General features: G+C 62.2%; 19 protein-coding genes. 6 read left to right on the top strand and 13 right to left on the bottom strand.

Going from position 1 to position 23,673, the window contains the following annotated elements; translation table 11 throughout:
- The first annotated feature begins 1 nt into the window (after window position 1).
- The 3 genes from LCH64_RS16185 to LCH64_RS16175 are packed head-to-tail and all read left to right on the top strand — an operon-like array spanning window position 2 to window position 2,769.
- A complete protein-coding gene (locus LCH64_RS16185) occupies window positions 2-877 on the top strand; it encodes a metal ABC transporter substrate-binding protein (protein WP_226500734.1) in 876 nt (291 codons plus the stop codon).
- The gene (locus tag LCH64_RS16180; protein WP_226500733.1) at window positions 874-1,434 is read left to right on the top strand and encodes a carbonate dehydratase; all 561 of its coding nucleotides are present in this window, start codon (window positions 874-876) and stop codon (window positions 1,432-1,434) included. Before LCH64_RS16185 ends, LCH64_RS16180 begins: the two co-directional genes overlap by 4 nt.
- A gap of 3 nt (window positions 1,435-1,437) precedes the next feature.
- Window positions 1,438-2,769, top strand: a complete 1,332-nt coding sequence (locus LCH64_RS16175; RefSeq protein ID WP_226500732.1) for a dihydroorotase — start codon at window positions 1,438-1,440, stop codon at window positions 2,767-2,769.
- Between the two features lie 94 nt (window positions 2,770-2,863).
- Here the strand turns inward: LCH64_RS16175 and LCH64_RS16170 are convergent, their stop codons facing one another.
- Window positions 2,864-3,382 (bottom strand): DUF3617 domain-containing protein, encoded by a 519-nt coding sequence (locus LCH64_RS16170; protein ID WP_003229722.1) that lies wholly within the window; start codon window positions 3,380-3,382, stop codon window positions 2,864-2,866.
- Window positions 3,383-3,513: 131 nt separating this feature from the next.
- Between LCH64_RS16170 and cls the strand changes: the two genes are divergently transcribed.
- On the top strand, window positions 3,514-4,953 hold the full coding sequence (cls, locus tag LCH64_RS16165; RefSeq protein ID WP_226500731.1) for a cardiolipin synthase: 1,440 nt from the start codon (window positions 3,514-3,516) through the stop codon (window positions 4,951-4,953).
- Between the two features lie 44 nt (window positions 4,954-4,997).
- Here the strand turns inward: cls and cfaB are convergent, their stop codons facing one another.
- From cfaB to LCH64_RS16140, 5 genes are all read right to left on the bottom strand, one after another.
- Window positions 4,998-6,185: a C17 cyclopropane fatty acid synthase CfaB gene (gene cfaB, locus LCH64_RS16160; RefSeq protein WP_003229726.1), complete on the bottom strand. Its 1,188-nt coding sequence runs from the start codon at window positions 6,183-6,185 to the stop codon at window positions 4,998-5,000.
- 209 nt (window positions 6,186-6,394) lie between these two features.
- Entirely contained in the window at window positions 6,395-8,302 is a 1,908-nt protein-coding gene (locus LCH64_RS16155; RefSeq protein ID WP_103484021.1) for a heavy metal translocating P-type ATPase, read from the bottom strand.
- A complete protein-coding gene (locus tag LCH64_RS16150; RefSeq protein WP_103484020.1) occupies window positions 8,299-9,360 on the bottom strand; it encodes a protease modulator HflK in 1,062 nt (353 codons plus the stop codon). The genes LCH64_RS16155 and LCH64_RS16150 overlap by 4 nt, the downstream gene beginning before the upstream one ends.
- Complete coding sequence (locus LCH64_RS16145) at window positions 9,357-10,400, bottom strand: protease modulator HflC (protein ID WP_003229732.1); 1,044 nt, start codon at window positions 10,398-10,400, stop codon at window positions 9,357-9,359. Before LCH64_RS16145 ends, LCH64_RS16150 begins: the two co-directional genes overlap by 4 nt.
- Window positions 10,397-12,358 (bottom strand): protease modulator HflK, encoded by a 1,962-nt coding sequence (locus LCH64_RS16140; protein WP_226500829.1) that lies wholly within the window; start codon window positions 12,356-12,358, stop codon window positions 10,397-10,399. Before LCH64_RS16140 ends, LCH64_RS16145 begins: the two co-directional genes overlap by 4 nt.
- Window positions 12,359-12,568: 210 nt before the next feature.
- Here LCH64_RS16140 and lpdA point away from each other — a divergent pair, with 210 nt between their 5' ends.
- Entirely contained in the window at window positions 12,569-13,969 is a 1,401-nt protein-coding gene (gene lpdA, locus LCH64_RS16135) for a dihydrolipoyl dehydrogenase (RefSeq protein WP_226500730.1), read from the top strand.
- A gap of 111 nt (window positions 13,970-14,080) precedes the next feature.
- On the opposite strand, the gene LCH64_RS16130 is transcribed toward lpdA, so the two are convergent.
- Window positions 14,081-14,554, bottom strand: coding sequence for an Lrp/AsnC family transcriptional regulator (locus LCH64_RS16130; RefSeq protein ID WP_103522514.1), 474 nt, complete (start codon window positions 14,552-14,554; stop codon window positions 14,081-14,083).
- A gap of 144 nt (window positions 14,555-14,698) precedes the next feature.
- On the opposite strand from LCH64_RS16130, the gene LCH64_RS16125 reads away from it, so the two are divergent.
- On the top strand, window positions 14,699-15,328 hold the full coding sequence (locus LCH64_RS16125; RefSeq protein WP_103484018.1) for a LysE family translocator: 630 nt from the start codon (window positions 14,699-14,701) through the stop codon (window positions 15,326-15,328).
- Here the strand turns inward: LCH64_RS16125 and LCH64_RS16120 are convergent.
- From LCH64_RS16120 to LCH64_RS16095, 6 genes are read right to left on the bottom strand one after another with little or no spacing between them, the layout of a single operon-like run.
- On the bottom strand, window positions 15,325-17,466 hold the full coding sequence (locus LCH64_RS16120; protein ID WP_226500729.1) for a hypothetical protein: 2,142 nt from the start codon (window positions 17,464-17,466) through the stop codon (window positions 15,325-15,327). The two genes, LCH64_RS16125 and LCH64_RS16120, sit on opposite strands and share 4 nt — an antisense overlap.
- Entirely contained in the window at window positions 17,453-18,646 is a 1,194-nt protein-coding gene (locus LCH64_RS16115) for a DUF3142 domain-containing protein (RefSeq protein WP_226500728.1), read from the bottom strand. Before LCH64_RS16115 ends, LCH64_RS16120 begins: the two co-directional genes overlap by 14 nt.
- Window positions 18,647-18,693: 47 nt before the next feature.
- A complete protein-coding gene (locus LCH64_RS16110; protein ID WP_003229744.1) occupies window positions 18,694-19,512 on the bottom strand; it encodes a class I SAM-dependent methyltransferase in 819 nt (272 codons plus the stop codon).
- Window positions 19,506-20,660: an acyltransferase gene (locus tag LCH64_RS16105; protein WP_226500727.1), complete on the bottom strand. Its 1,155-nt coding sequence runs from the start codon at window positions 20,658-20,660 to the stop codon at window positions 19,506-19,508. The genes LCH64_RS16110 and LCH64_RS16105 overlap by 7 nt, the downstream gene beginning before the upstream one ends.
- Window positions 20,657-21,961: a glycosyltransferase gene (locus LCH64_RS16100; protein WP_226500726.1), complete on the bottom strand. Its 1,305-nt coding sequence runs from the start codon at window positions 21,959-21,961 to the stop codon at window positions 20,657-20,659. Before LCH64_RS16100 ends, LCH64_RS16105 begins: the two co-directional genes overlap by 4 nt.
- Complete coding sequence (locus tag LCH64_RS16095) at window positions 21,955-23,532, bottom strand: glycosyltransferase (RefSeq protein ID WP_226500725.1); 1,578 nt, start codon at window positions 23,530-23,532, stop codon at window positions 21,955-21,957. The genes LCH64_RS16100 and LCH64_RS16095 overlap by 7 nt, the downstream gene beginning before the upstream one ends.
- Between the last annotated feature and the right edge of the window lie 141 nt (window positions 23,533-23,673).

Raw genomic sequence — 23,673 nt, 5'->3', positions numbered from 1 at the left:
GATGCGTGCTCTACTCGTGTTGTTCAGCCTGATGCTGTCGATGTCGTTGTCGGCGGCGGAAAAATTGCCGGTGGTCACCAGCTTCAGCATCCTCGCCGACATGGTTCATCAGGTGGGGGGCGAGCATATTCAGATCACCAACATGGTCGGCCCGGACGCCGATGCCCACACGTATGAACCGACGCCCGATGACGCCAAAGCGCTGCTCAAGGCCAGGCTGATCATCAAGAACGGCCTCGGTTTCGAACCATGGCTCGATCGCCTGGTCACCAGCACCGAGACCAAAGCCCCTGTCATCAGTGCCAGTCATGGCGTGATTCCACGCTCGCTGGATGAAGACGGCGAGAGCGTTCCCGACCCGCACGCCTGGCACAATCTGGCGAATACCGAGTTGTACATCGCCAACATCACCAAGGCGCTGATCACCGCCGATCCGGCGAACAAGGCCGACTACCAGCGCAACAGCCAGGCCTATCTGAAACAGATCTACGCCCTGCTCGCCGAAGCCAAGGCCAAGCTCGGTTCACTGCCGCCGGGCAATCGCAAGATCGTCACCAGCCACGATGCCTTCGGTTATCTCGGTCAGGCCTACGGCATCGACTTCATGGCGCCGCAAGGTCTGTCCACCGAACGCGAGCCATCGGCCGCCGAAGTCGCCGCGTTGATTACCCAGATTCGTCAGGCCAAGGTCAAAGCGGTGTTCATGGAAAACATCAAGGACGCGCGCCTGCTCAAGCAGATCGCCGATGAAAGCGGCGCACATATCGGCGGTACGTTGTACTCCGATGCCCTCGCCGCCAGCGGCCCGGCCAGCACCTTTACCGGGTTGTTCGAATACAACCTCAACACCCTTTACGACGCACTGAGCCAACCATGATCCGCAAGAATCCTTCAGGCGATCTGCCGCAAATTGCCGAGTCAGCCTACGTCGACAAAACCGCGATCATCTGCGGCAAGGTGATCATCGGCGAGAACGTTTTCGTCGGCCCCTACGCGGTGATCCGCGCCGACGAAGTCGATGCTTCGGGAGCGATGGAGCCGATCACCATCGGCGCCAATTCGAACATCCAGGATGGCGTGGTTATCCACTCCAAATCCGGCGCTGCGGTGACCATCGGTGAATTCACCTCGATTGCTCATCGCTCGATTGTGCACGGGCCGTGCGTGGTCGGCGACCGGGTGTTCATTGGCTTCAACAGTGTGTTGTTCAATTGCGTGGTCGGTAATGGCTGCGTGGTGCGGCACAACTCGGTGGTCGATGGCCGCGATTTGCCGGACGCGTTCTACGTGCCCTCCACTACCCGCATCGGCCCCAACACCGACCTCTCGCAGTTCCCGCCGGTGAGTGTCAGCGCCTCGGAGTTTTCCGAAGACGTGGCACGCACCAACGTCGATCTGGTGCGCGGTTACAAAGCCTTGCAGAACGAGTTCTGAACCATGAGCAGCGTGCTGATTCGCAACGCCAGAATGGTCAACGAAGGATGCGAGTTCGACGGCGATCTGTTAGTCAGCCATGGCCGCATCGTCAAGATTGCGCGCAGCATCGACGGTGAAACTGCGCGGGTGGAAATCGACGCCAACGGCCAATGGCTGTTGCCGGGGATGATCGATGACCAAGTGCATTTTCGCGAACCGGGGGCGCCGGACAAGGGCTGCATTCACACCGAGTCTCGAGCGGCGGTGGCGGGCGGCATCACCAGTTTCATGGACATGCCCAACACCCGACCGGCCACCCTCACCCTCGAAGCACTGGCGGATAAAAAGCGTCGGGCGGCGATCAACTCTGTGGCCAACTACGGCTTTCATTTCGGTGTGAGCCAGGACAACCTCGACACCGTCGCCGCGCTCAACCCCTGCGAAGTGGCCGGGGTCAAAGTGTTCATGGGCGCCTCCACCGGCAATCTGCTGGTGGATGATCCCAAGGTTCTTGAGCGCCTGTTTGCCGAAGTGCCGACGATTCTGCTGGCCCACTGTGAACACACGCCGAGCATCGAGGCCAACGCAGTCCGACTGCGTGCGCGCCTGGGTGAGCACCTGCCGGTCAATATCCATGCCTTGATTCGCGATGCCGAGGCTTGCTACCGCTCTTCTTCGCTGGCGGTGGAACTGGCCAGACGTCACGGCACTCGCCTGCACGTTTTACACCTGACCACCGCCCGCGAGCTGGCGTTGTTCGAAGACAAACCACTCGCGCAAAAACACATCACTGCTGAAGTCTGCCTGCATCACCTGCTGTTCGATGAAAGCGACTATCCAGCCCTCGGCAACCTGATCAAATGCAACCCGGCGATCAAGACCCGAGCCGACCGCGATGCTTTGCGCGCGGCGCTGCTGAGCAATCGACTGGATGTGATCGGCAGCGATCACGCGCCACATACCTGGGCGGAAAAACAGCGCCCCTATGCCGAAGCGCCGTCCGGTTTGCCACTGGTGCAACACGCTTTGCCGGCGCTACTGGAGCTGGTGGCCGATGGCGTGCTGCCGATCACCATGCTGGTGGCGAAGACCAGCCATCGGGTGGCGGATCTGTTTGCGATTCCGGATCGAGGTTATTTGCGGGAGGGGTATTGGGCGGATCTGGTGCTGGTTGAGCCAGCGGCTCTGGAAGTTTCGCGGCAACCGATCCTGTCGCAGTGCGGGTGGACGCCGTTTGCTGACAAGACTTTCCGCTATCGGGTGAATACGACGTTGGTGTCGGGGCAGATTGCCTGGCGCGAGCAGCGTATTAACGAAGGATGTCAGGGGCTGGCGCTGCGGTTTATGCGCTGAATGATCAGATGTCTGACAGGACGTCTTCGCGAGCAGGCTCGCTCCCACAAGGAATCGCACTGGCCCTGTGGGAGCGAGATCGCTCGCGAAGCTTTTAAGCTCTTGGCTTCACCGTGCCGCAATCCTGACCCAACCACACCGCACGGGTTTCCAGGCTGCCCTTCTGGTTGATCCCGATGGCGTTGAACGTGCCGTTGGCCACGGTGGTGAACTCACGATCACTGACAAACGTCGCGACACCGGTGCCTTGCGCTTTCGGGCAACTGAAGCGGAATTTCCACTGGTTACCGGTGCGCTCGGTGATCTGCTGTTTGCAGCCCGACTGCGGATCGGCCAGCGGAATATCGTTGGTCGCCACTTGCTGCGGTGTCAGGCAGGCACGGATGCCCTTGCCACCGATGTTGATTCCGTTCTTCTCCAGCGCCGCGCGCTGTTGCGGCGTCATCTGGCCTTGCAACTGACCGAGGATCGACTGCACATCCATTGGCTGGTCATCGACCTTGACGTTGCTCGAGGTCATTTCCCATAGCCCCGGCTGCAGCATTTGTGCCTGCGCAATCACTGGCATTGCCAAACCCAGGCCCAGTGCCAAACCCAGCAGACGAACGTTCATCGAAAAACTCCTGATCAGTAGTGGCCGTTAGACGCCGGCCGATTGCTTCGGTTCATGCGCCAATTAAATAGCGACAATCGCCCCGGAACATGGTCTGTTACGCATTGAATCTTCAGGAGCAAGGTTGCCCCATGGATTATTTTGGACCGCACATTTTCGGTTATCTGATCGCTCTTATACATAGCCTCGGCTTGATCGCCGCGATCCACGCGGTGCTGACGGTACGCACCGCCCAAGGCTCGATCGCCTGGGCATTGTCGCTTATTTTCATTCCTTATCTGACCCTCATACCCTACCTGGTGTTCGGCCGCAGCACTTTCGACGGTTACATCAAGGCGCGCCGTCAGGCCAACGAACAGATGCGCCAGGCGATATCCGAGCTGAACTGGCGCCCGTGGGTGGAAGAAGCGCTCACCGCCCGCGCGTCGAAAGCCTATGCCTCGCTACGCGCCATGCCCAAGCTGGGGCGCATGCCGTGCCTGGCAAACAACGAAGTGCAGCTGCTGGTGAATGGACACGCCACTTTCGAGGCGATTTTCCAGGCAATCGATCAAGCGCGCGAAGCCGTACTGATCCAGTTTTTCATCATCCATGACGACCGCCTCGGGCAGCGCCTGCGCGATCTGTTGCTGAAGAAAGCGGCTGAGGGCGTGGCGATTCATCTGCTCTACGACCGGATCGGCAGCCACGCCCTGCCCCACAGTTATGTGCAGGCGTTGCGCGATGGCGGTATCGAGGTCAAAGCCTTCGCCACGCGCAGCGGCTGGCTCAATCGCTTCCAGGTAAATTTCCGTAACCACCGCAAAATCGTCGTGGTCGATGGCGTGCTCGGCTTTGTCGGCGGGCATAACGTCGGCGATGAATACATGGGCGAGAAGCCGCCACTGGCGCCATGGCGCGACACCCACGTGCAAGTGCGCGGCCCGGTGGTGGCCTGCATGCAGGAGTCGTTTGCCGAGGATTGGTTCTGGGCCGCGCGCACGTTGCCGCCGCTGATCCTGCCGGACGTTTACCCGGAGGACGGCGTGCTCTGCCAGTTGCTGGCAAGCGGCCCGGCCGATGCCTACGAAACCTGTTCGCTGTTCTTCGTCGAAGCAATCCACGCCGCGACCGAGCGGGTGTGGATCACCAGTCCTTACTTCATTCCCGATGAGGCCGTCTTCGCCGCGTTGCGCCTGGCGGTGCTGCGCGGCGTCGATGTGCGCCTGCTGCTGCCATCGCGCCCCGATCACCGCATCGTCTACGCCGCTTCCAGCCTCTATGCGTTCGAAGCGGTGCGCGCCGGCGTGCGGGTGTTCCGCTACGAGCCGGGGTTCCTGCATCAGAAAGTGGTGTTGATCGACAGCGAGATCAGCGCCATCGGCAGCGCCAATCTGGACAACCGCTCATTCCGGCTGAATTTCGAAGTGATGCTGCTGACCGTCGACTGCGAGTTCGCTGCCAGCGTAGAACAGATGCTCAACGAAGACTTCGAGCAGGCTTACGAAGTCGCCAAAGAAGAGAGCCGGGAAGTCCACCGCCTGCAACAGCTCGGCATGCGGATCGCCCGGCTCATTTCACCGATTCTCTAGCAAGTCCCATCACCCTCTCCGAGCGAGAGGGCATGGTTCAGGCATCAAGGGTGGTAGATGTCGTCGCGAGTCCAGGGCAGTTCATGGCTGCCATCCGGATGCGCCTTCACCGCAAGAATCTGGTGCAGGTTGATCCAGCCACGCGCGAACGCGTAGGCACACCCGGCCAGATACAGCCGCCAGATGCGCAGCGCCTGATCCGGCACCAGTTTCCCGGCGGCTTCGAGGTTGTCCTCCAGGCGCTCGCTCCAATGGTCGAGTGTGCGCGCGTAGTGCAAACGCAGGCTTTCGACGTCGACGATCTCCAGTCCGGCTTCGCTGATCTCGGCCGAGATCATCGCCAGGTGCGGCAGCTCGCCGTTGGGGAACACGTATTTCTCGATGAAGTCGCCGGCGCCGCGGCCTACCGGACGGCCATCGGTGTGTTTGGCGGTGATGCCGTGGTTCATCACCAGACCGCCCTCCTTCACCGCGCCGAACAGGACCTTGCAGTACTCAGCGAGGTTGGCGTGGCCGACGTGTTCGAACATGCCGACGCTGACCACCTTGTCGAAACGCCCGTCCTGCGGCAGATCGCGATAGTCGAGCAATTGCAGTTCAACCTGGTCTTCCAGGCCCTCGGCCTTGACGCGCTCGCGGGCCAGTTCCAGCTGTTCCTTGCTCAGGGTGATGCCGAACACCTTGGCGCCGAATTCACGCGCCGCGTAACGGGCCAGACCACCCCAGCCACAACCGACATCCAGCAGGTAATCGCCCGGCTGCAAACGCAGCTTGCGACACAGATGCCGGAACTTGGCTTGTTGTGCCTGTTCGAGGGTTTCACTGCCGGTTTCGAAATACGCGCAGGAATACGCCATGTCGCTGTCCAGCCACAACTGGTAGAACGCGTTGGACAGGTCGTAGTGATAGGAAATGGCCTTGGCGTCGGTTTCCTTGTCGTGCACCGAACGCACAGGCTGTGCATCGTCGTCCTCATTGAGCAAGGCGCTGCTCAATTCGTCGCAGACCCGGATGACCTCGCTGATCGAGCCTTCCAGCTCAAGCTTGCCTTCGACAAACGCCGCCCCCAGCGCGTCGAGACTTGGATGCGTGAGCTGGCTGACCATCTGCGGGTCCTTGACCACGATGGTAACGCTGGGCGCCGGACCCAGATTGAATTCATGGCCGTCCCAGAGCCGCAGGCGAAGCGGAAGCTGCAGATTCTGTAAGGCTGGTGGAAGTTGCGCGAGCATGGAAAATCCCCCTTGTTTCAGACGTCAGATCTGAGGGTAGACCATCCTTGAAAAATAGCAGGCTATCGATTTAATTAGCCGACACTATCGTTCCAGACGCTCCAACATGCCGTCATGCACCCACGTTTCAGCCCAGGTAACGGCAAAGAAGTGTGCGCCCTCTTCCATAGATGACTGTCCATTCGGCGCACAGTTCGATGAACCTCGCTTCAGTGATCATCCTTGAGTTTGAGCAATGGCTCCTGAAACCGCAGCAAACGCCCGGCATTGCCCAACACCAGCAGCGTACTGAGGTTGTGCAGCAGCGCGGCAATCATTGCCCCCGCCGCGCCGAGCCAGCCGAATGCCGCGAACACCACGATCGCCAGAGTCCAGCCCAGACCGATGATCACATTGACCTGCAAGGTGCGCCGGCACTGGCGACTGAGCCGCACACAGGTGCCGAGGCGGCGCAGGTCGCTGCCGATCAACACGATATCTGCCGAGGCCAGCGCGATGTCGGCACCGCCGGCGCCCATCGCTACACCGACCACACCGGCCTTGAGCGCCAGCGAATCATTGATGCCGTCACCCACCACCATCGGCCGGAAACCGTTGTCGATTTCCTTGAGCACGCGGTTGAGTTTGTCCTCGGGCAGCGCTTGGGCTTCCACCTCTTGCAGGCCGACTTCGCGGGCCAGTGTCTGGGCGACACTCTGGCGATCGCCGGTCAGCAGCAGTTGGCGACCCAGACCCAGTTCACGCAATTCATTGAGGGCAAAGCGCGCTTCCGGTTTGACGCTATCGGCCAACAACAACCAGGCAACAAACTCGCCATTCAGCGCCAACCCGGCGATCGGCCCATCGTGCTCGGGAACGGTCGTCGTGACGATGCCCAGTTGCGCGAACAGTTCGGGACGCCCCAGCGCCGCCTCGCCTTGCGCGGTCATGGCCACGACCCCGAGGCCCTGACGCTCGTGAATGTCCGTCAGCGGCAAGCTCTGCTCCTGACTGACCAGCCCCGCCAGTGCCCGGCTGACCGGATGACTGCTGGCCGCGCCAAGACTGGCCGCCAATGCCATGACCGCGGACTGTTGCAGACGCGGGCTGTTGATCGATTGCAGACGCAAGGTGCCGTAAGTCAGGGTGCCGGTCTTGTCGACCACCAACGAGGTGAGGTCCGCCAGTTCTTCGAGAAACGCCGAACTGCGGATCAGAATGCCGTGGCGCGCCGCCACCGCCACTCCGGCAATCGCCGTGGCCGGTGCCGACAGCACCAAGGCACAGGGACAGGCCGCCACCAGCACCGCGAGCATCGCTTGCGCGTCATTAGTGACAAACCAGGTCACCGCCGCCAACAGCAACACCAGCACCATGTAGCTGCCGGCATAACGTTCAAGCAGGCGGGTGATCGGTGGCTTCGAGCGTTCGGCGTTCTGCATCAGCGCGATGACTTTGCCCAGCGTCGATTGATCGCCGGTACGGGTCACCTCAATGCGCAGCAAGCCGTCGAGGTTGATCGCCCCGCCAAACACCGTCATGCCCACCGCCGTTTCCACCGGGACCGATTCGCCGGTGATCGACGCCGTGTCGAGGCTGGCCTGACCGAACAGCACTCGGCCATCCGCCGGCACCCGATCTCCTGCACGCACCTCGACCGTGTCGCCGGGTTTGAGCGTGCCGTTATCGACTTCGATGATCGAGCCGTCCGCCTGAATCTTGCGCGCGTGGCTGCGGGTCAATTGGCCGAGAGCATGAATCGCTTCCTGCGAGCCGATCACGCTGCGCTCTTCCAGCACATGGCCGAAGATCATGATGATTGGCAGCAACGCCGCCGTCAGCAGATCGCCGGTCGCCCACGCACCGAGCATCGCCAGAGCAATCAGTTGATCGGTGATGCCGTGCAGGCTTGGATAACGCAGGCTGTACCACGCCGAGCGCATCACCGGCACCGCCACTAACAAGGAGGCGAAACCCAGCAGCAACTGACTGACACCGGTTTGCTCCGGCACCAGCCAACGCCAGATCAGACCGAGGCCGAGCAAGCCAAGGGCGAGCATCGCCAGGGTCAATTGCCGTGCAGCGCGGCGCTGTTCGGCCGAGGACAACAGGCTCGGTGCGGCAGTGGTCGCGGTCATTTACTGGCTCCCTGAATGATCAGGCGGGAATCGTCTTTCGGATCGACCGTGGTCACGGAACCGGCCTGCCCGAGAATCTTCGGCATACGTTCGCGGTACAGCCGCAGCAGCATCTGCGGGTCGGTGCCCTGTTGCTGCGCCTTGGCCAGGCTCAGCACCGTGGCGGTGTCGGCCGACGCCTTCGCCAGCCGCTCACCGGCCTGCGCATGGGCCACTTGCAGGGTGCGGTCAGCTTGCTCGTTGGCGGTCTGGGTGAGCTTTTCCGCCTCGGTGCGTGCATTGGCGACGGCTTTGTCGGCTTGTTGGCTGGCGGTCAAAACGGCATTGAACGCGCTGACGGCCGGGTCGGGCAGACTCGATTGAACATCAACCCGCGCCACTTCGATGCCGATGCCCTGCCCGCTCGCCTTCAATTCAGCCAGACGCTTGTTGATGCCTTGCACCAGATCACCGCGCAAGCGTTCGCGGCGCTCAGCGGCCTGATTGTCGGCACCGATCAACTCCGGTCGAGCGACCAGAATCGTATCCAGATCCCGTGCGGCGGTCAGGGCCACAGCGCTGCGCGTGACCAGCCGATCCAGTGCCGGCAGCACATGGTCGCCCTGCAATACGAAGTCATAGGGATCGGTGACTTTGTAAAACACCCGCACATCCAGTTGCACCACGCCGGCGTCGCCGGTCAGCAAATAGCCGGAACCGGCCAGCGCATCACTCAAGGGTGTGGCGAAAGTCGCAACGCGATCAGCCTTGATCGCCTCACTGCTGCGCAGCAGATTCTCCACTCGGCGCTCAATCACCCGATCCGCCGCTGGCAGCAAAACCACTTGCTCGAACGGCTGCGGCCAGGCCAACAACAGGCCGGCATTCTGGATGCGCTGCAGTGCGCCAAAGTGCAGAACCACCGCGCGATTCTGCGGATCAATCTGCCGAACATTGGAAAACGCCCAAGCCAACGCCGCCAATACGGTCACTGCGTACAAGGCGAAAAACGCCAGGCGTCCGGCCTGAATCCACGGACTGCTCAGCGAATGTGTTCCACGTGGAACTTCATCACTCATGGCTGCGATCCGGATTTGTTTTCAACATTCGGCGGACCGTCCACCAGCACACGGAATGGCGCGGCATCGGTGCGCAGGATCAGCTTGGTGTCCGGCGTCACGATGGTGCCGAGGGTATCGAGCGAGCGCAGCAGGTTGTAAAGCTGCGGTGAGCCAGCGTAGGCACGGCCATAGATTTGCGCGGCTTCGACTCGCGACTGCGCTTCGATTTCTGCCGCTTTCACCGTGGCATCGGCCTGCACAATTCGCGCATCGCGCTCGGCGGCGGAACGAATCTGCGCGGCTTCACGCTTGCCGATGGCGGTGCGCTCAGTGGCGATTGTTTCACGCTCGGCGCGCATCCGATCAACCGTGGCCGTGAGCGTGACCGAAGGCAAGGTCAGGCGTTCGATGCCCACCTGCACCACGCGCACACCGTAAGTGGCGAGCAACTGTTGGTCGATTTGCTGACGCAGTTGCGCTTCGAAATCGGCAATACGCACTTTGCTGGCATCGGTGTTCACCAGATCTGCCAGGTCGAAACTGCTGGCGGTGGTCTCCAGCGCCGAACCGACAAAGGTGCGAATCTGCCGTGCCGCTTCGTCCGGCTGGTTCTGCACCGCGCGCATGAAACGCTGCACATTGTCCGGGTCGCCCTGCACCTGCCACGCCACGTAAGCCTGAATGATGATGCGCAAACCATCGCGGGTGCCGACATCCTGCAAACCACTGGAGGTGGTACGCAGGCGCAGGTCCACCGGGATCGCCGCCTCAAACGGTGCCGGCCAACGCCAGCTCAAACCGGGATCAAGCAACACTCGCGACGGATTGCCGAAACGGGTGATAACGGTCGCCTCGCCCGAGCGCACCTGCACCAGGCTTGCCGCAGCGATGGCAAACGCCACCAGCAACAGCGCCCAGCCCATCCGCCGCCACGGGAACGGCCCGGCCTCTTCCGGCGCACCGTGGTGATGGTGATGATGCCCATGATGATGGTGGCCGGCATGACCGTGTTCGTGGCCGCTGTGGTCATGGGAATCGTGAGTGTGCGACTGGCTCAAGGGGCAACTCCTGGTTGAGCGGGGGTGCGCGCGGGCGTCGGATCAGCCGGCAGCGTGAACGTACGCAGGTCGATGGTCGGCGCATTGCTGCTGCCGCCTAAACGGTGGTCGAGTACCAGCAGTTTGGCCTTGCTCAGGCCGAGGCTGAGCTGACTCAGATATTGTTCCAGCACGAATGCCTGGCCGGCGCTGGCGTAGGCTTTCTGTTCAGCGCTGAACTTCAGATCCGCCGCCTGCGCTGTGGCGTTGATTTCACGGGCGCTGGCACTGGCCTGATCGCGGGCGAGACTGGCCTGCAATTGCGCCTGATTACTGGCTTCGGCCGCCGCGCCACGCTCACGGGAGATCAACGCCTGGGCGCCGATCTGCGCCGCTTGCACGCTGTGGTAAGCATTGGCAGCACCGGCGGGCGGGTGAATCGCTTCGACCACCGTGGCGAGAATTTCCACGCCGCTGTTGAGTTGCTGCAGATCGTTTTGCACCGCGTGGCCGATTTCCTCGCCCAGCCCTACCCGGTCGGCACCGAGCAAACCGTCGAGGGTGCGCGAGGCAAAATCGTGAACCAGAATCCGGCTCGCGGTGCTGCGGATCAGCGTCGGTACATCGGCATTGTTGTAGGTAGCCGCCAAGGCATCCTGATCCCGCAGGCCGATGCGATAGACGAAGCGCACGTCCATGTTGACGATCTGAAAGCTCTGCTGATCGCCACGGCTGCTGGCAATCACCTGGGATTTGTCGTTGACGTGGCTGGCATCCCACAAGCGGTTGGCAGTCATCGGCGCCGGGCCTTCGGCTGGCTCGGTCTGGGTCGGCGCAGGCACATCGCCGACGCTGGTTGCCAACTCGTGCACCACGCCGTTCTCGACGCTCAATACACGGCCCAACGGCCACGGCAACCCAGCGTGCAATCCGGGGCCGAACACTTGCAGCGGTTTGCCGAAACGCTCGTAGATACCGCGCCCTTGCAGCGGTATTTCGTGGATCCCGGTCAGCATCCAGCCAACGGCAGCGACCAGCGCCAGCACCGGCAGAAAGGCGCGGCGCATGTAACTGAACGCCCAGATCTGGCGCAGATCGATGCCGAAACGATTGTGCAATTCGTGCTGCAAGGCCAGCAGCGGCTGCGGCGGCCAGCGCAGCATGTCAGCGACAAAACTGCGTGCCAGCAGGGTCGGTTCGAGCTGCTCGCGACGAGGGCTGAATACCGACAGGACTGCGCGCAATAGCAACTCGATCGCGACCAGTCCCGGCAAGATTCCAATCAATACCGCAAGGCGCACGGGCCACACCGAAGCCTCGCTGGCGAACAGCAGACACAATGCGCCCAGCACCAGACTGATGATCGCCACCCGCGTCAATTGTGCGAGGTTTCCGGCTTCCGGCCATTGCGCCGGGGTTTCCTGAGCCAGTTGCCGCTCCAGCACCAGCAAGCCGAAACCCAACAGCAACATCAGCGCTGCGCCCACCGTGGCCGATAAACCGACGGTCGCGGCCGGCAACGCGAGATTCCACACCTGTTCGATGCTGAGCACTATCAGCACTGACCAGCCACCCAGCCACAACGCGGCCGCGCCGATCTGACCGAGCAGGTGCAGGCCGCGCTGACCCAAACGCTCCAGCAGCCGTTCGTACCAGCCATCAGGGGCCGTTTGCTCGACCTCGTTCAGCGGTTCCTGCGCCACCGGGTGCATGACCCGCGCACGCCATTGCGTCACCCACCACGCCGACTGCAGGCCAGCGACCAGCACCAGCAACGCCGCGCCCAGATTCATCAGCAACGCCGGCCAAATCGATTGCGCGGCAAACAGCTCGACAAACAGCGCCAGCACCCACCCTGCCCCGGCCAACGCGCCGAGACCGATGGCCAGGCAACGCAATCGCCGCCCCTGCGTGGCCGCTTGTTGAAAGCGCGGCAACCCGGTCACTTGCGTGCCATCGACATCCAGATCGACTTGCATATCACCCCAAAGCCATTGGTTCATTCGCCCATTCGTTACGATATAACGAAAAGCGTGAAATATTCGTACACAAATGCACTTATCTAAAGATGTCCAACCTGTCGCTTGCCTGAAGCCTTGACCGAAATGTCCGGAAATGCACATATTACGTTCGTAATTTTATTCGACTACTACTTTTAGCGATCCGTATTCCCAACCTGGAGTAACAGCATGAGCAACTATGACGTGGTGATTCTGGGCGGCGGCCCCGGTGGTTATAACGCGGCGATCCGCGCCGGCCAGTTGGGCCTGAAGGCGGCTTGCGTGGAAGGCCGCGCCACCCTCGGCGGCACTTGCCTGAACGTCGGTTGCATGCCATCCAAGGCCTTGCTGCATGCTTCGGAGCTGTACGACGCGGCCATGGGTACCGAATTCGCCAACCTCGGGATCGAGGTCAAACCCACGCTCAACCTCGCGCAAATGATGAAACAGAAAGACGAGAGCGTGAGCGGCCTGACCAAAGGCATCGAGTTTCTGTTTCGCAAAAACAAGGTCGACTGGATCAAGGGCTGGGGCCACATCGATGGCCCGGGTAAAGTCACGGTGAGCGACGATCAAGGCAACAAGACCGAGCTGAGCGCCAAGGACATCATCATCGCCACCGGCTCCGAACCCACGCCCCTGCCCGGCGTCGAGATCGACAATCAGCGCGTCCTCGACTCCACCGGTGCGCTGTCGCTGAGCGAAGTGCCCAAGCATCTGGTGGTGATTGGCGCCGGGGTGATCGGCCTGGAACTGGGTTCGGTCTGGCGCCGTCTCGGCGCCCAGGTGACCGTGGTCGAATACCTCGACCGCATCTGCCCCGGCGTCGATGGCGAGGCCGGCAAAACCCTGCAGCGCTCGCTGAGCAAGCAAGGCATCAGCTTCAAGTTGAGTTCGAAGGTCACCAGCGCCACGACTTCGGCCAGCGGCGTACAGCTCAGCGTCGAACCTGCAGCGGGTGGCAGCGCCGAGTTACTGGAAGCCGACTACGTGCTGGTCGCCATCGGCCGGCGCCCGTACACCAAAGGTCTGGGCCTGGAGAACGTCGGCCTGAGCACCGACAAGCGCGGCATGCTCGCCAACCGCCAGCACCGCACCGAAGCCTCCGGCGTGTGGGTGATCGGCGACGTGACATCCGGCCCGATGCTCGCGCACAAGGCCGAAGACGAAGCGATGGCCTGCGTGGAACAAATCGTTGGCAAGGCCGGCGAGGTCAACTACGACCTGATTCCCAACGTCATCTACACCCGCCCGGAGCTGGCCAGCGTCGGCAAGACCGAAGAACAGCTCAAGGCCGAAGGACGCGCCTACAAGGTCGGCAAGTTTCCGTTCACCGCCAACAGCCGGGCGAAGATCAACCACGAGACCGAAGGCTTCGCCAAGGTCCTTGCCGACGAACGCACGGACGAAATCCTCGGCGTGCACCTGGTCGGCCCGAGCGTCAGCGAAATGATCGGTGAGTACTGCGTGGCCATGGAATTCAGTGCCTCGGCCGAAGACATCGCGCTGACCTGCCATCCGCACCCGACCCGCTCCGAGGCGCTGCGTCAGGCGGCGATGAACGTCGAAGGAATGGCGACACAGATGTAGTCAGCAAAAGTTTGGGTGACCGGACGACCGCTTTCGCGAGCAGGCTCACTCCTACAGGGGAGCGCGATCAATTGTAGGAGTGAGCCTGCTCGCGATGAAGGCCACCCGGTTTCAATCCGGAAGATGCCCCAACGGCAACGCCCCCGGCGTCTTCACCGTGTGAATCGCAAAGTTGCTGCGAATGTCACTCACCCCCGGCAGCTTCAGCAGGCAGCCGCTGAGAAAGCGGTCATACGCGCGCAAGTCCGGCACCACCACCTGCAACAGAAAATCCGACTCCCCCGACACCAGAAACGCCGAGATCACCTCCGGCAGTGCCGTCACCGCCGCATAAAAGGCTTCGGCCTGTTCATCGTTGTGGCGCTCGACCTTGACCCCGACAAATACCGTCAGCCCCAGTCCCACTTCATCGCGATCGAGGTTGGCCTGGTAGCCGCGAATCACCCCGGCCTCCTCCAGCATCCGCACCCGGCGCAGGCACGGTGACGCCGACAGGCCGATCTCGTCCGCCAGCTCGACGTTGCTCAGGCGTCCGTCCCGTTGCAGGGCGGCGAGAATCTTGCGGTCGAAGGCGTCGAGTTTCATGTTTAGCAGATCCTGATGGTCAGATCGAAAAAAGAAAGCAGGTTATGCCAATAATGACCCATTTTGAAGCCGACTACGCAAGCACCTGCTCCACCCTTCGGCCATAGACTGAGCCGACCGAATCGACAACGAAAGGACGGCAGCATGGCAGGTATGTGGATGTTTTTTCTGGCGCTGGCGGTGGTGTATCTGTTGCCTGGGCCGGACATGATCTTGCTCTTGCAAACCGGTGCCCGGCAGGGCCGCGGCGCCGCGCTGGCCACCGCGGTGGGCCTGGCGATTGCTCGGGGATGTCATGTCGCGTTGGCGGCGTTGGGACTGGCGGCGCTGTTCAAAGCCGCGCCGTGGACGTTCGACGTGGTGCGCCTGGCTGGGGCGGCCTATCTGCTGTGGATCGGCATTCAATGCCTGCGCAGCACCTTGCTGCCGGACCTGAACGCCGCCGGTGTGACCGACGTCCACGGACAATGGCGTGAAGCGATCCGCCGTGGCTTGCTGACCAATCTGCTCAACCCCAAGGCGCTGCTGTTCTGCTCGGTGCTGCTTCCGCAATTTATCGTCGCCGACGGTGCCCCGGTGCTGACGCAGTTCGCCATCCTCGGCATGTTGCTGGTGGCTGCCGGGCTGCTGTTTGACTCGACCTACGCGCTGATCGGCGCCGCATTGGGCCGCTGGCTGCAACGCAGTCCCTCGGCCCAACGCTTGCAACAGTGGCTGTTCGGCAGCCTGTTGATCGGCTTCGCCCTGCGCCTGACGTTTGTGCAACAGGCCTAGTCTTTGCGCGCCGCCCGGCGTTGCCGACGAGTGATCAGGAACAACGCAACGCCGACCACCAGCACCGCCCCACCGATCTGCACCGGCCATTTGTAAGGGCGCAGTGCCGAACGCGCGGCATCGGTGACTTGGGTGACGTAGCGCTTGTCGGCGTTTTCAAAGTCCGGGTACGGGCACTGATGACCGAAATCCACCGCCCACGGCACGTACGCACCTTCCTTCACATAGCGTTCATAGAGATCGCTCTGCTCCTGCAGGCTGCTGTTCCAACCGGCGGCGTTGCACAACACGGCAGCAAACGCCTGACTGGTGTGCGGCAGGTTGTCGGCGGCACGACTGGCCAGCGCGGTGGCAACGAAGCGGTAGTGATAACGCTCGTCCGGCTTGGCTTCGCTGGCTTGCTGACGTTTGACTTCGTCTTCAGCCACCAGCGGCCCGACTTTCAGCGCGGCGTTTTCCAGGCTGTAGTTGCCGCCGAACGTGGCGTAATCCGGTGCCATCTCGTAACCGAGAATATCCATACCCCACTCGCGAGCCGTCCACGCAGCGTTGTACAACGCACTGGCGCGTTTGGTCGGCCACCAGGCGCTGTCGGCTTTCAGACGCTGCTGGCCGTAGAGTTTCGCTTTGTTTTGCAGGTCGGGGTTGTCGAAGTAGCCGACCGCTTCTTCATAGCGCCCCTCACGCAACAGACGACGGCCCAGCAGATTGCGCAGGCTCGCGGCAACCGGCAACTGCACATAGTTGTCGCGCTCCTGCTGGGTCAGCGGCGGTGGTGCCGGCACGTTGTCATCGACGTAGCGTTTCAGTTCATCGACCGTCAGCACTCGCTCGGCCACTGTCGCGGCGTCGAACCAATAGATGTTGTTGCTGCGGTACAACTGAACAAAGGCTTGCAGGTATTCACCGCGTTGCAGCGCCAGGATCGCGCTCTCGCCTTCGACCCGGCATTTGGGCTGAACGGTTTCAAAGTCCCAGTCCTGCGTGCGCCGATAGCCCCAATCCTCGGTCTGCGGAAAGGCCTGCGCGGCTTTGGAATAGGCGGCAGCCGCGGCATTTTTATCGCCGTCACGCACCGCCAGTTTGGCCCGCAACCACCACGCAAGGCCGCCGTCACCGGCGTGTTCGAGAAAGGCCTTGGCGTTGGTGTAATCGCCCTGTTGATAATTGACCGCCGCCAGCCGGTCGGCGTTGTCGAAACTGCCGCGGGTGCTGTTCTGCAGGAGCTTGACCAGTTTCTTCTGGTTTGGCGGCTCATCGCCGAATGACCAGCCCTGACGACTGATCAACGAGGCGGTGACCAGTTGCTGCACCGAAGGGTGTTCGAGCAACTTCGCCAGTTGCTCCTCGGGCAACTGCGCCAGATCATTCATCAGCAGCTTGAGCGAGGTATTGCCCACCGCCGAACCGTGCAGGTTCTGCGCTTCATACAATTCGATGGCGCCGGCCCAATCGCCCGAAGTGCGCAGTACCCGCGCCTCTTCGCCGAGGCTGGCGACGCCCAGTTCCAACGGGTCACTGAAACCGTCGATGCTCAGCTGCCGAGCCTGGCGGAAGGCATCTCGTGCCTGCTCCAGTGCATCGATGGCGTTGTTGGCCTCGGTACTTCTGGCCACCCACGCACGGCCCAGCGAGTAAGCCGCCCAAGTGCTGCGCAACGGCCGTTGCTCGGCTGGCAACGCCAGCAACTGGCGGAAATACTCGACCGCCAGTTGATAGTCGCCCGCGCCAAACGCCACGGCACCGGCCAGGTACAGGCGAATCTCCGCCGGCAGGCTGGCGCCCTGCACATCGACCTGATGCGCGTCGGTCAGGCTGCGCAGCTGTTTGACCAGCGCTTGCTGTTCGGCTGTGAGACCGGCCTGCTCGGCCTTGTCACGCTGATTGGCAGGCTCGGTCGGTTCAGCGTAAAAATCGTTGGGGTTGTAGGTCGCCGCGGTGACGTTCTTCAGCCCGGGGATGGCTTTGCCCAGGCGGCTGAGCTCAAAGTTGAAGTTGCCCTCCGGCAGCTCGGCCAGGGTCTGCCCGCGATTGTCGAGCAGGCGCATCGGGAAGTCCGGGCCGCAGGCCAGCGCCGAACCCAGCGGCAGGCTGAGGCTCAGACAGAGCAGATGGCGGGGCCAGTTACGGGTCAACATGCGAACCTCCTTGATCAATAAATGCACAGCGCGCCCAACCGATGGCGCGTTGTCCGCCCGCCGGCAGACGACCGTCGCGCTGGCGGGTGAAGGTAAGCAGATCCGGGCCTTGTTGCAACGCATAACCGGCGAGCGCGTCGGCGCCTTCGCAGTCGCGCGCCTTCACGCTGATGCGTGCGGGCCAGGCGTTGTCGAGGTTACCGCGGTTGTTGAGGGCGATGTCATAGAGGCCATTACTCTCGCTGAGCGTCAGGCTCAGTTGACTGCTCAATGCTTCGCCACGGGCGACGGCACGCAGCGTGCTCAGGCTCCAGGCGCGACGATCGTTGACCAGCGGCAGGCGAAACCAGAGCAGACCGGCCAGATGCGCCGGGCGATCCTCCCGCAACTCCTTGGCCAGTCGGCTCAATTGCTGCGGATCGGCGAGCAATTCGCGCCGTTGTCCGCCGCGCTCAAGTGGCACTTCACTTTCCACCACCGGGGCGCCGTCAGCATCGGGCAACAGCGCCACCCCGTAGGCCGGCAGTGCCAGATAAAACGGTTTGTCGGTTACCCGCCCCCAAGCCTCGGCCCAGCGCCGCGCCTGCTCGGGGTCGAACAGACCGCGACGCGGATCGCTGACCGCATGCACCTGCAGCACACTGCTGTCGACAGTTGCCAGCAGCGCCGGCAGTTGCGGACTGTCGAGCCAGGCCGGCAACGCAGTGATGCTCAGCGGCAGGCTGGCCGGCAATGCGCCGCGCAGATGGAGAAGGAATTCGGCATAGGCCGGCAGACGCGCATTCCCGGCGTCGTGATCGATCTCGATGCCGCTCAGGGTCAGCCCCTGCCCTTGCCAGTCCGCCAGCACCTGAAGGATCTGTGCCGTGACTTGTTGCTCGTCGAGCGCCTTGAGCTGGCCGTCAAGACGGATCACCGCAATCAACGGCCGAGCATCCTGTTTGAGCAACGCCGGATCGATGCGCGCGCGGCTCCATCCGGCATTCGGAAAGGCCTGCAACGCCAGCACCCGCAGCGTCGAAAAGTCGCCGCGACTGTCTTTCAGTGCAAGCTCATGAGCCGGCGTCCAATGCCGCTGCCAGACGTAGAGCTGCTGATCGAGCGGCGCTGCATCCTGTCGTTCACAGGCGCAGAGCAACAACACAGCCAGCATGGCCGACAAGCCGACGATAACGCGCATACCTTGCAGATCCCTGAGACATCAGGCTGCAAGGTTACACAAACCGCTCAAGGCTTGCGGGCAATGATCACCTGACTTTTCGCCACTACCGCATCCAGCGCCTGCTTGATCTGCGCGCCGCGTGGCGAGTCGAGCACGGTTTGCCAGGTGTTGGCCCAATGCTCGAGCAACGGGTGATCCGGGTTACTGAAATCGACCTTGGCCTCCCAGAACAGCAGCATCCACATCGACCAGTAAAAGCCGTACTGGCTGTGGCTGATAATCTCCAGCCCGGCATCGCTGACCATTGCCTTGAACTGTTCTTCACTGATGATGCGAATGTGATTGGGCTTCTGGAAATACTCCGGCGAGGCAATGTCCTTCTGCAGGTCTTCGGAACTGGGGTGCGGCACACTCAGCAGGTACAACGCGCCCGGCTTGCCGACGCGCACCAGCTCGGCGAGAAATTGCGCCGGATCGTCGACGTGTTCAATCACTTCGGTGGACACCACCCGAGTGGCGGTGGCGTCGGCGATCGGTAGCGGGTTGCAGTCGGTGACATGGCATTCGATCTCACGCGCCGGCGTATCGCTCAGGCGCTGGCGAGTAGCCTCAACCTTGGCACCGTCGATGTCGGCAATGATGATCTTCGCCCCACGCATGCCGCAAAAGTACACGTTGCCACCGTCCCCGCACCCCACATCAAGCAGGATGTCGTCAGCACTCACCCGGAACCCGGTGAACAGCTCGTCGGTCTCCTGGTTGAACCAGCCGCTGAGCTTCGCGTCGTAAAGGCCGAGCATGTACGGGTCGACTTTGTCCGCAGCAGACGGCGCGGGGACCGGCGCAGGCGACGCTGCCCTGAGTTTCTTCAAAAGGCTCAGCATGAGGTGGCTCCAGAGGATGGGACGGCGGTTCGCGAAGTATCGAGGCGACGCACCAGCGCAGCGCCGCGATTGCGCATCGGCATTTCGATAAAGCGGTAATTGAGTTCACTGAGCAGCACGATCAGGCCGAACGCCAGCAGGATGGTCAGTACAGGGTGCCCGGCCGGGTTCGGCAGACCGGCGCTTTGCAAGCGGAAGATCAGCTCGCGAACCAGCAGATAGGCCGGAATATGGATCAGGTAGATGCCGTAGGACCGACTGCCGATCCACGCCATCAACCGTTGCAGACCACCGGCCGGCAGCAGGTAATCGCGGTTGTACGAGGCGATCCACACCAGCAGCGCGCTGAGTACGGCAATCGAGCCGATGCGGTAAGAGGAAAAGGTGAAGCGGTCGGTGGCCATGTAGCTCAGCAACAGTGCCAGCAAAATCAGCGTCGATACGCCGGCCCATGGCCGCTGCAGGAACGTCGGCTGCCAGCGCTGATAACCCGGCTGCACGCTCCACATCGCCAGCAACACGCCGAGGGCCAGCGCATCGGTACGCACCACCATCAGCATTGGCGTGCGCAGGGTGAACAATTGCACCGCCACCAGCGCCAGCAATACCCAGACCAGGTGTCTGCGGCACACCAGAATCAGCAGCGGGAACAACAGGTAGAACTGCTCCTCCAGCGCCAGGCTCCAGTAGACGAAGCTGCTGCCGTATTCGTAGTTAAAGAAACTGTCGGCAAAGCGGAAGTTCGCGTACTGCAACACCCCGGCCAATGTCGCCTGCAAGTTGGCGTGCAGGGTGCCGAACGCCCCGGAACGGTTGAGAAACACGCAGGCCAGCAGCATCAACGCCAGCCACAACCACGCCGACGGCAACAGACGAAATACCCGTCGCAGCCAGAAGTTACGCGTCTGCGCCCAGTATTCCTGCCGGGTCGTACAAGCTCGCAGCGCCGGGATCAGGCTGCGGGCGATAACGAATCCGGAGATTGCGAAAAACAGATCGACGCCCCACCACGACTGCGCCCAGGCGTGAATGTTTCCCAGCAGAGGCACCGGATCGGTGAACAGGCTGCCCTGCAAATGATGAAACAGCACACCAAGCACCGCGATTGCCCGCAGCACTTCGATGTCCATGATCCGTTTGCTGCTCATGCCCCGGAAATCTCTACATGGGCGGCAGGCAGGCGGTCGAACAACTGCGTCAGAAACATTTGTAAACGCTGCTCGGCCACTGACTGACTGCAGAAACCCTGCAGGCTGTTAATCGCTTGCGCTGCCATCTGCGCATACCGTTGCGGATCGTGTCTGGCCACCTCGTAGCTGGCGCGATAGGCCACGCACAACGACGCCCAGTTGGTCACGTAGCGCAAAGTGCGGAAAGCACTGCGCGGGTCGTGCGGCCAGGCAGTGAGTTCATCGGTGGAGTCGATCAGGAAGGCGTTGTCGGCGCTCAGGTAATCGATCATCGCCGTGGTGCGCGGGGCGACCGCCGGTTTGCCGCAGGACATGAACTCCATCAGCGGCAGGCACTGGCCCTCGCCGTAAGAGGTGTTGACCACGTAGCGGGTCGCCTGCACCAGTCGTTCGTAATCGGCATCCGCCAGATAGCCATAGATCAGCACGATGCGGCAGCGATAGGACTGGTTCTTGTACAGGTGATGGAGGATGTCGCTCATCGCCAATTCGGCATCATGGTGGGTGAGCTTGAGCACCAGCGTCGCGTCATCGTTGTCGCGGAACGTCACACAAAATGCACTGAGCATGTCTTGCCAGTTCTTGCGCCCGTCGCCGGGGTTGAACACCGAGGTGTAGACCACGCCGTCGAGCAGCAACTCCTGCTCGGTCACCAGGGCCGCAAAATCAATGCCGACGCCGCTGCGCAGCTGCAGCGGAGCGAACGCGTTCAGGTCGAGCTGGCGACTGTCGGCCACCAGGCCCTTGATCTTCAGGCGCAGCGGGCCCGCCTGTGGCTCGCGTGGCAACTGCGCACCGCGTGCGGCAAAACGATCCCACACCGGCGCCGGCACCGCGACAATCGGGTAATCGGCCCCCATCGCCTCGCGCACGGCATTGACCGTGTAGCTGGAATGAGTGATCGCCGCACCGCAGGCGCGCAGCACGGTGCGCCAATCGTTGCGCGGCTCACCGGCAAACGGCTCGTCGGGGATGGTGCTGAATTCCCAGGCGAACACCGGCAGCGTCGGGCACGCCAGGTTCAGCGGCGTGCGGTGCGGCGGCGAGAACGACAGGAACACGCACGGCTCGCCCCGGGCGGCGCACTCCCGATAGAGCGCGTCGACTTCGGTCTGCGGATCGAGCACTTCCACCACCCGCCCGAGCCGCTCGAGTACCGGCCGGTATTCCTTGAGCACGAAGTAATAGCTGTACTCCGAGCGTCCCAGGTTCTGCGCGATGGTGTGCTGGTTGGTTTCCGAATGAATGATGATCAGCATGAGGCGTTATCCGTCACTGACACAGCCTGCGGCGTGTGTGCAACCAGCCCGAAGAAGTCCGCCATACGTTGCTGCACGGGCGCGAAAGCGCAGTATTGGTGCATGCGCTCGACCGCGGCCGTGGACATGCGCCGATAATCCTGCGGCTGAGCCTTGGCCATCCGATAACTGTTTTCGTAGGCGTTTTTCAGTGAACCCCAGTCCGGCCGGTGGCGCAGCGTGCGATAGATGAGGCGGCTGTCCTGCGGCCAGATGGTCAGTTCCTCGCTGGACTCGACCACGAACGCCACCGAATCGTCGATATAGTCTTCCATCGCAGTGTGATCCGGCGCGATCACCGGCTTACCGCTGGACATGAACTCCATCAACGGCAGGCACAGGCCTTCACAGCGCGAGGCGTTGACGTAAAAACTGGCGGCTTCGTAAAGCCGCGCATATTGCCCGTCGTCGAGGTAACCGTGCAGCACCAGCACCCGGCAGGCGAACGGCGACAACTGCGCAAGCAGGGTCATCAATTCGCTGTAGTAGGACGTCAGATCGTTATGGGTAATCTTGAGCACCAGCGTAGCGTCGGGCTTGTCGCGAAAGGCCCAGCAGAACGCGGTGACGATGTGGTGCCAGTTCTTGCGGCCGTCCCTGGGGTTGAACACGCTGACGTAGACCACGCCATCGACACGGGTTTCGACAACCGCTGAGGTGTCCGGCAAATCCAGAGGCGCAGGTTCGATGACCGGCACGGCGGGGGCGCCGGCGATGTTCGGCAAACGCTGTTCGAGCCAGGCATGCGCCTTGTCTGACAGCAGATCGCGCACACCTTCCCAGTACCAGTGATGCAAAAACATCACGCGTGGCACCGCCGGTACTTGCTCGCGGCCTGAATCCAGAACCCACAGACGCAGGTAGTGGCGGGCAATCACAAAGCGCCGCTTGAGGGTCAGCGGTGGCGGACGCGCAGCCTCGATTTCCGCAGCCAGCGCTGCCTCTTCCTCGGCAGTCGGCGGTATCGGAATCAGCGCATCGGCAGACAAGCCCAGCGTGCGGCTATCGAACACGCAGCCCTTGATCGCCAGCGTTGTGCCGGGATTGACCGGCTCACTGACGTGACGTGCGCGGATGGCAGCGAAGTTTTCCCACAGTGGCGTCGGCAGTACCAGCACCGGGAAGTCATCCCCCATGGCCCGGCGGATTGCCCGCGCAGTATGGCTCGACAACGTGATGACCCGGCCCTGACGTGCGAGCATCTGCGTCCAGTCCTGACGCGGGTCATTGCCCCATTGCTCATCGGGGATCGAGTCGAACTCCCAGGCCACCACGCAGACGGTCGGGCATTCAAGGTCGGTCGGGGTTTTCTGCGGCGGGGTGAAGGAGAGAAACAGGCTGTCTTCGCCGGCCGCGCGCAATTGGCGGTACAGCGGATCGACGTCGGCGCTGGAGGACACCACATGCACCCGCCCAAGGCTTTCCAGCACCGGACGATAGGCCTTGAGCACGAAGTAATAACTGTATTCGGGACGCCCGAGACTCTGGCTGATGGAGCTGTCGTTGACGTCCGAGTAAAGAATGAAATTCATGGCATCCCACGATGAAGTCGCCATCCCGGCCGCTTCAATCCATGACGGCCAAGCGCTGGATCGTGGTCGGCATGCCGGCACTCGTCCTGCGTCTTCGGGCCCGTCTTTGTTCTTGTTTTAGTGGTCGGTTGCAACCGGGAT

Source organism: Pseudomonas sp. MWU16-30322 (assembly GCF_020515535.1).
Lineage (GTDB): Bacteria > Pseudomonadota > Gammaproteobacteria > Pseudomonadales > Pseudomonadaceae > Aquipseudomonas > Aquipseudomonas fluorescens_H.
This window is presented reverse-complemented; position numbering and strand designations above follow the sequence as displayed.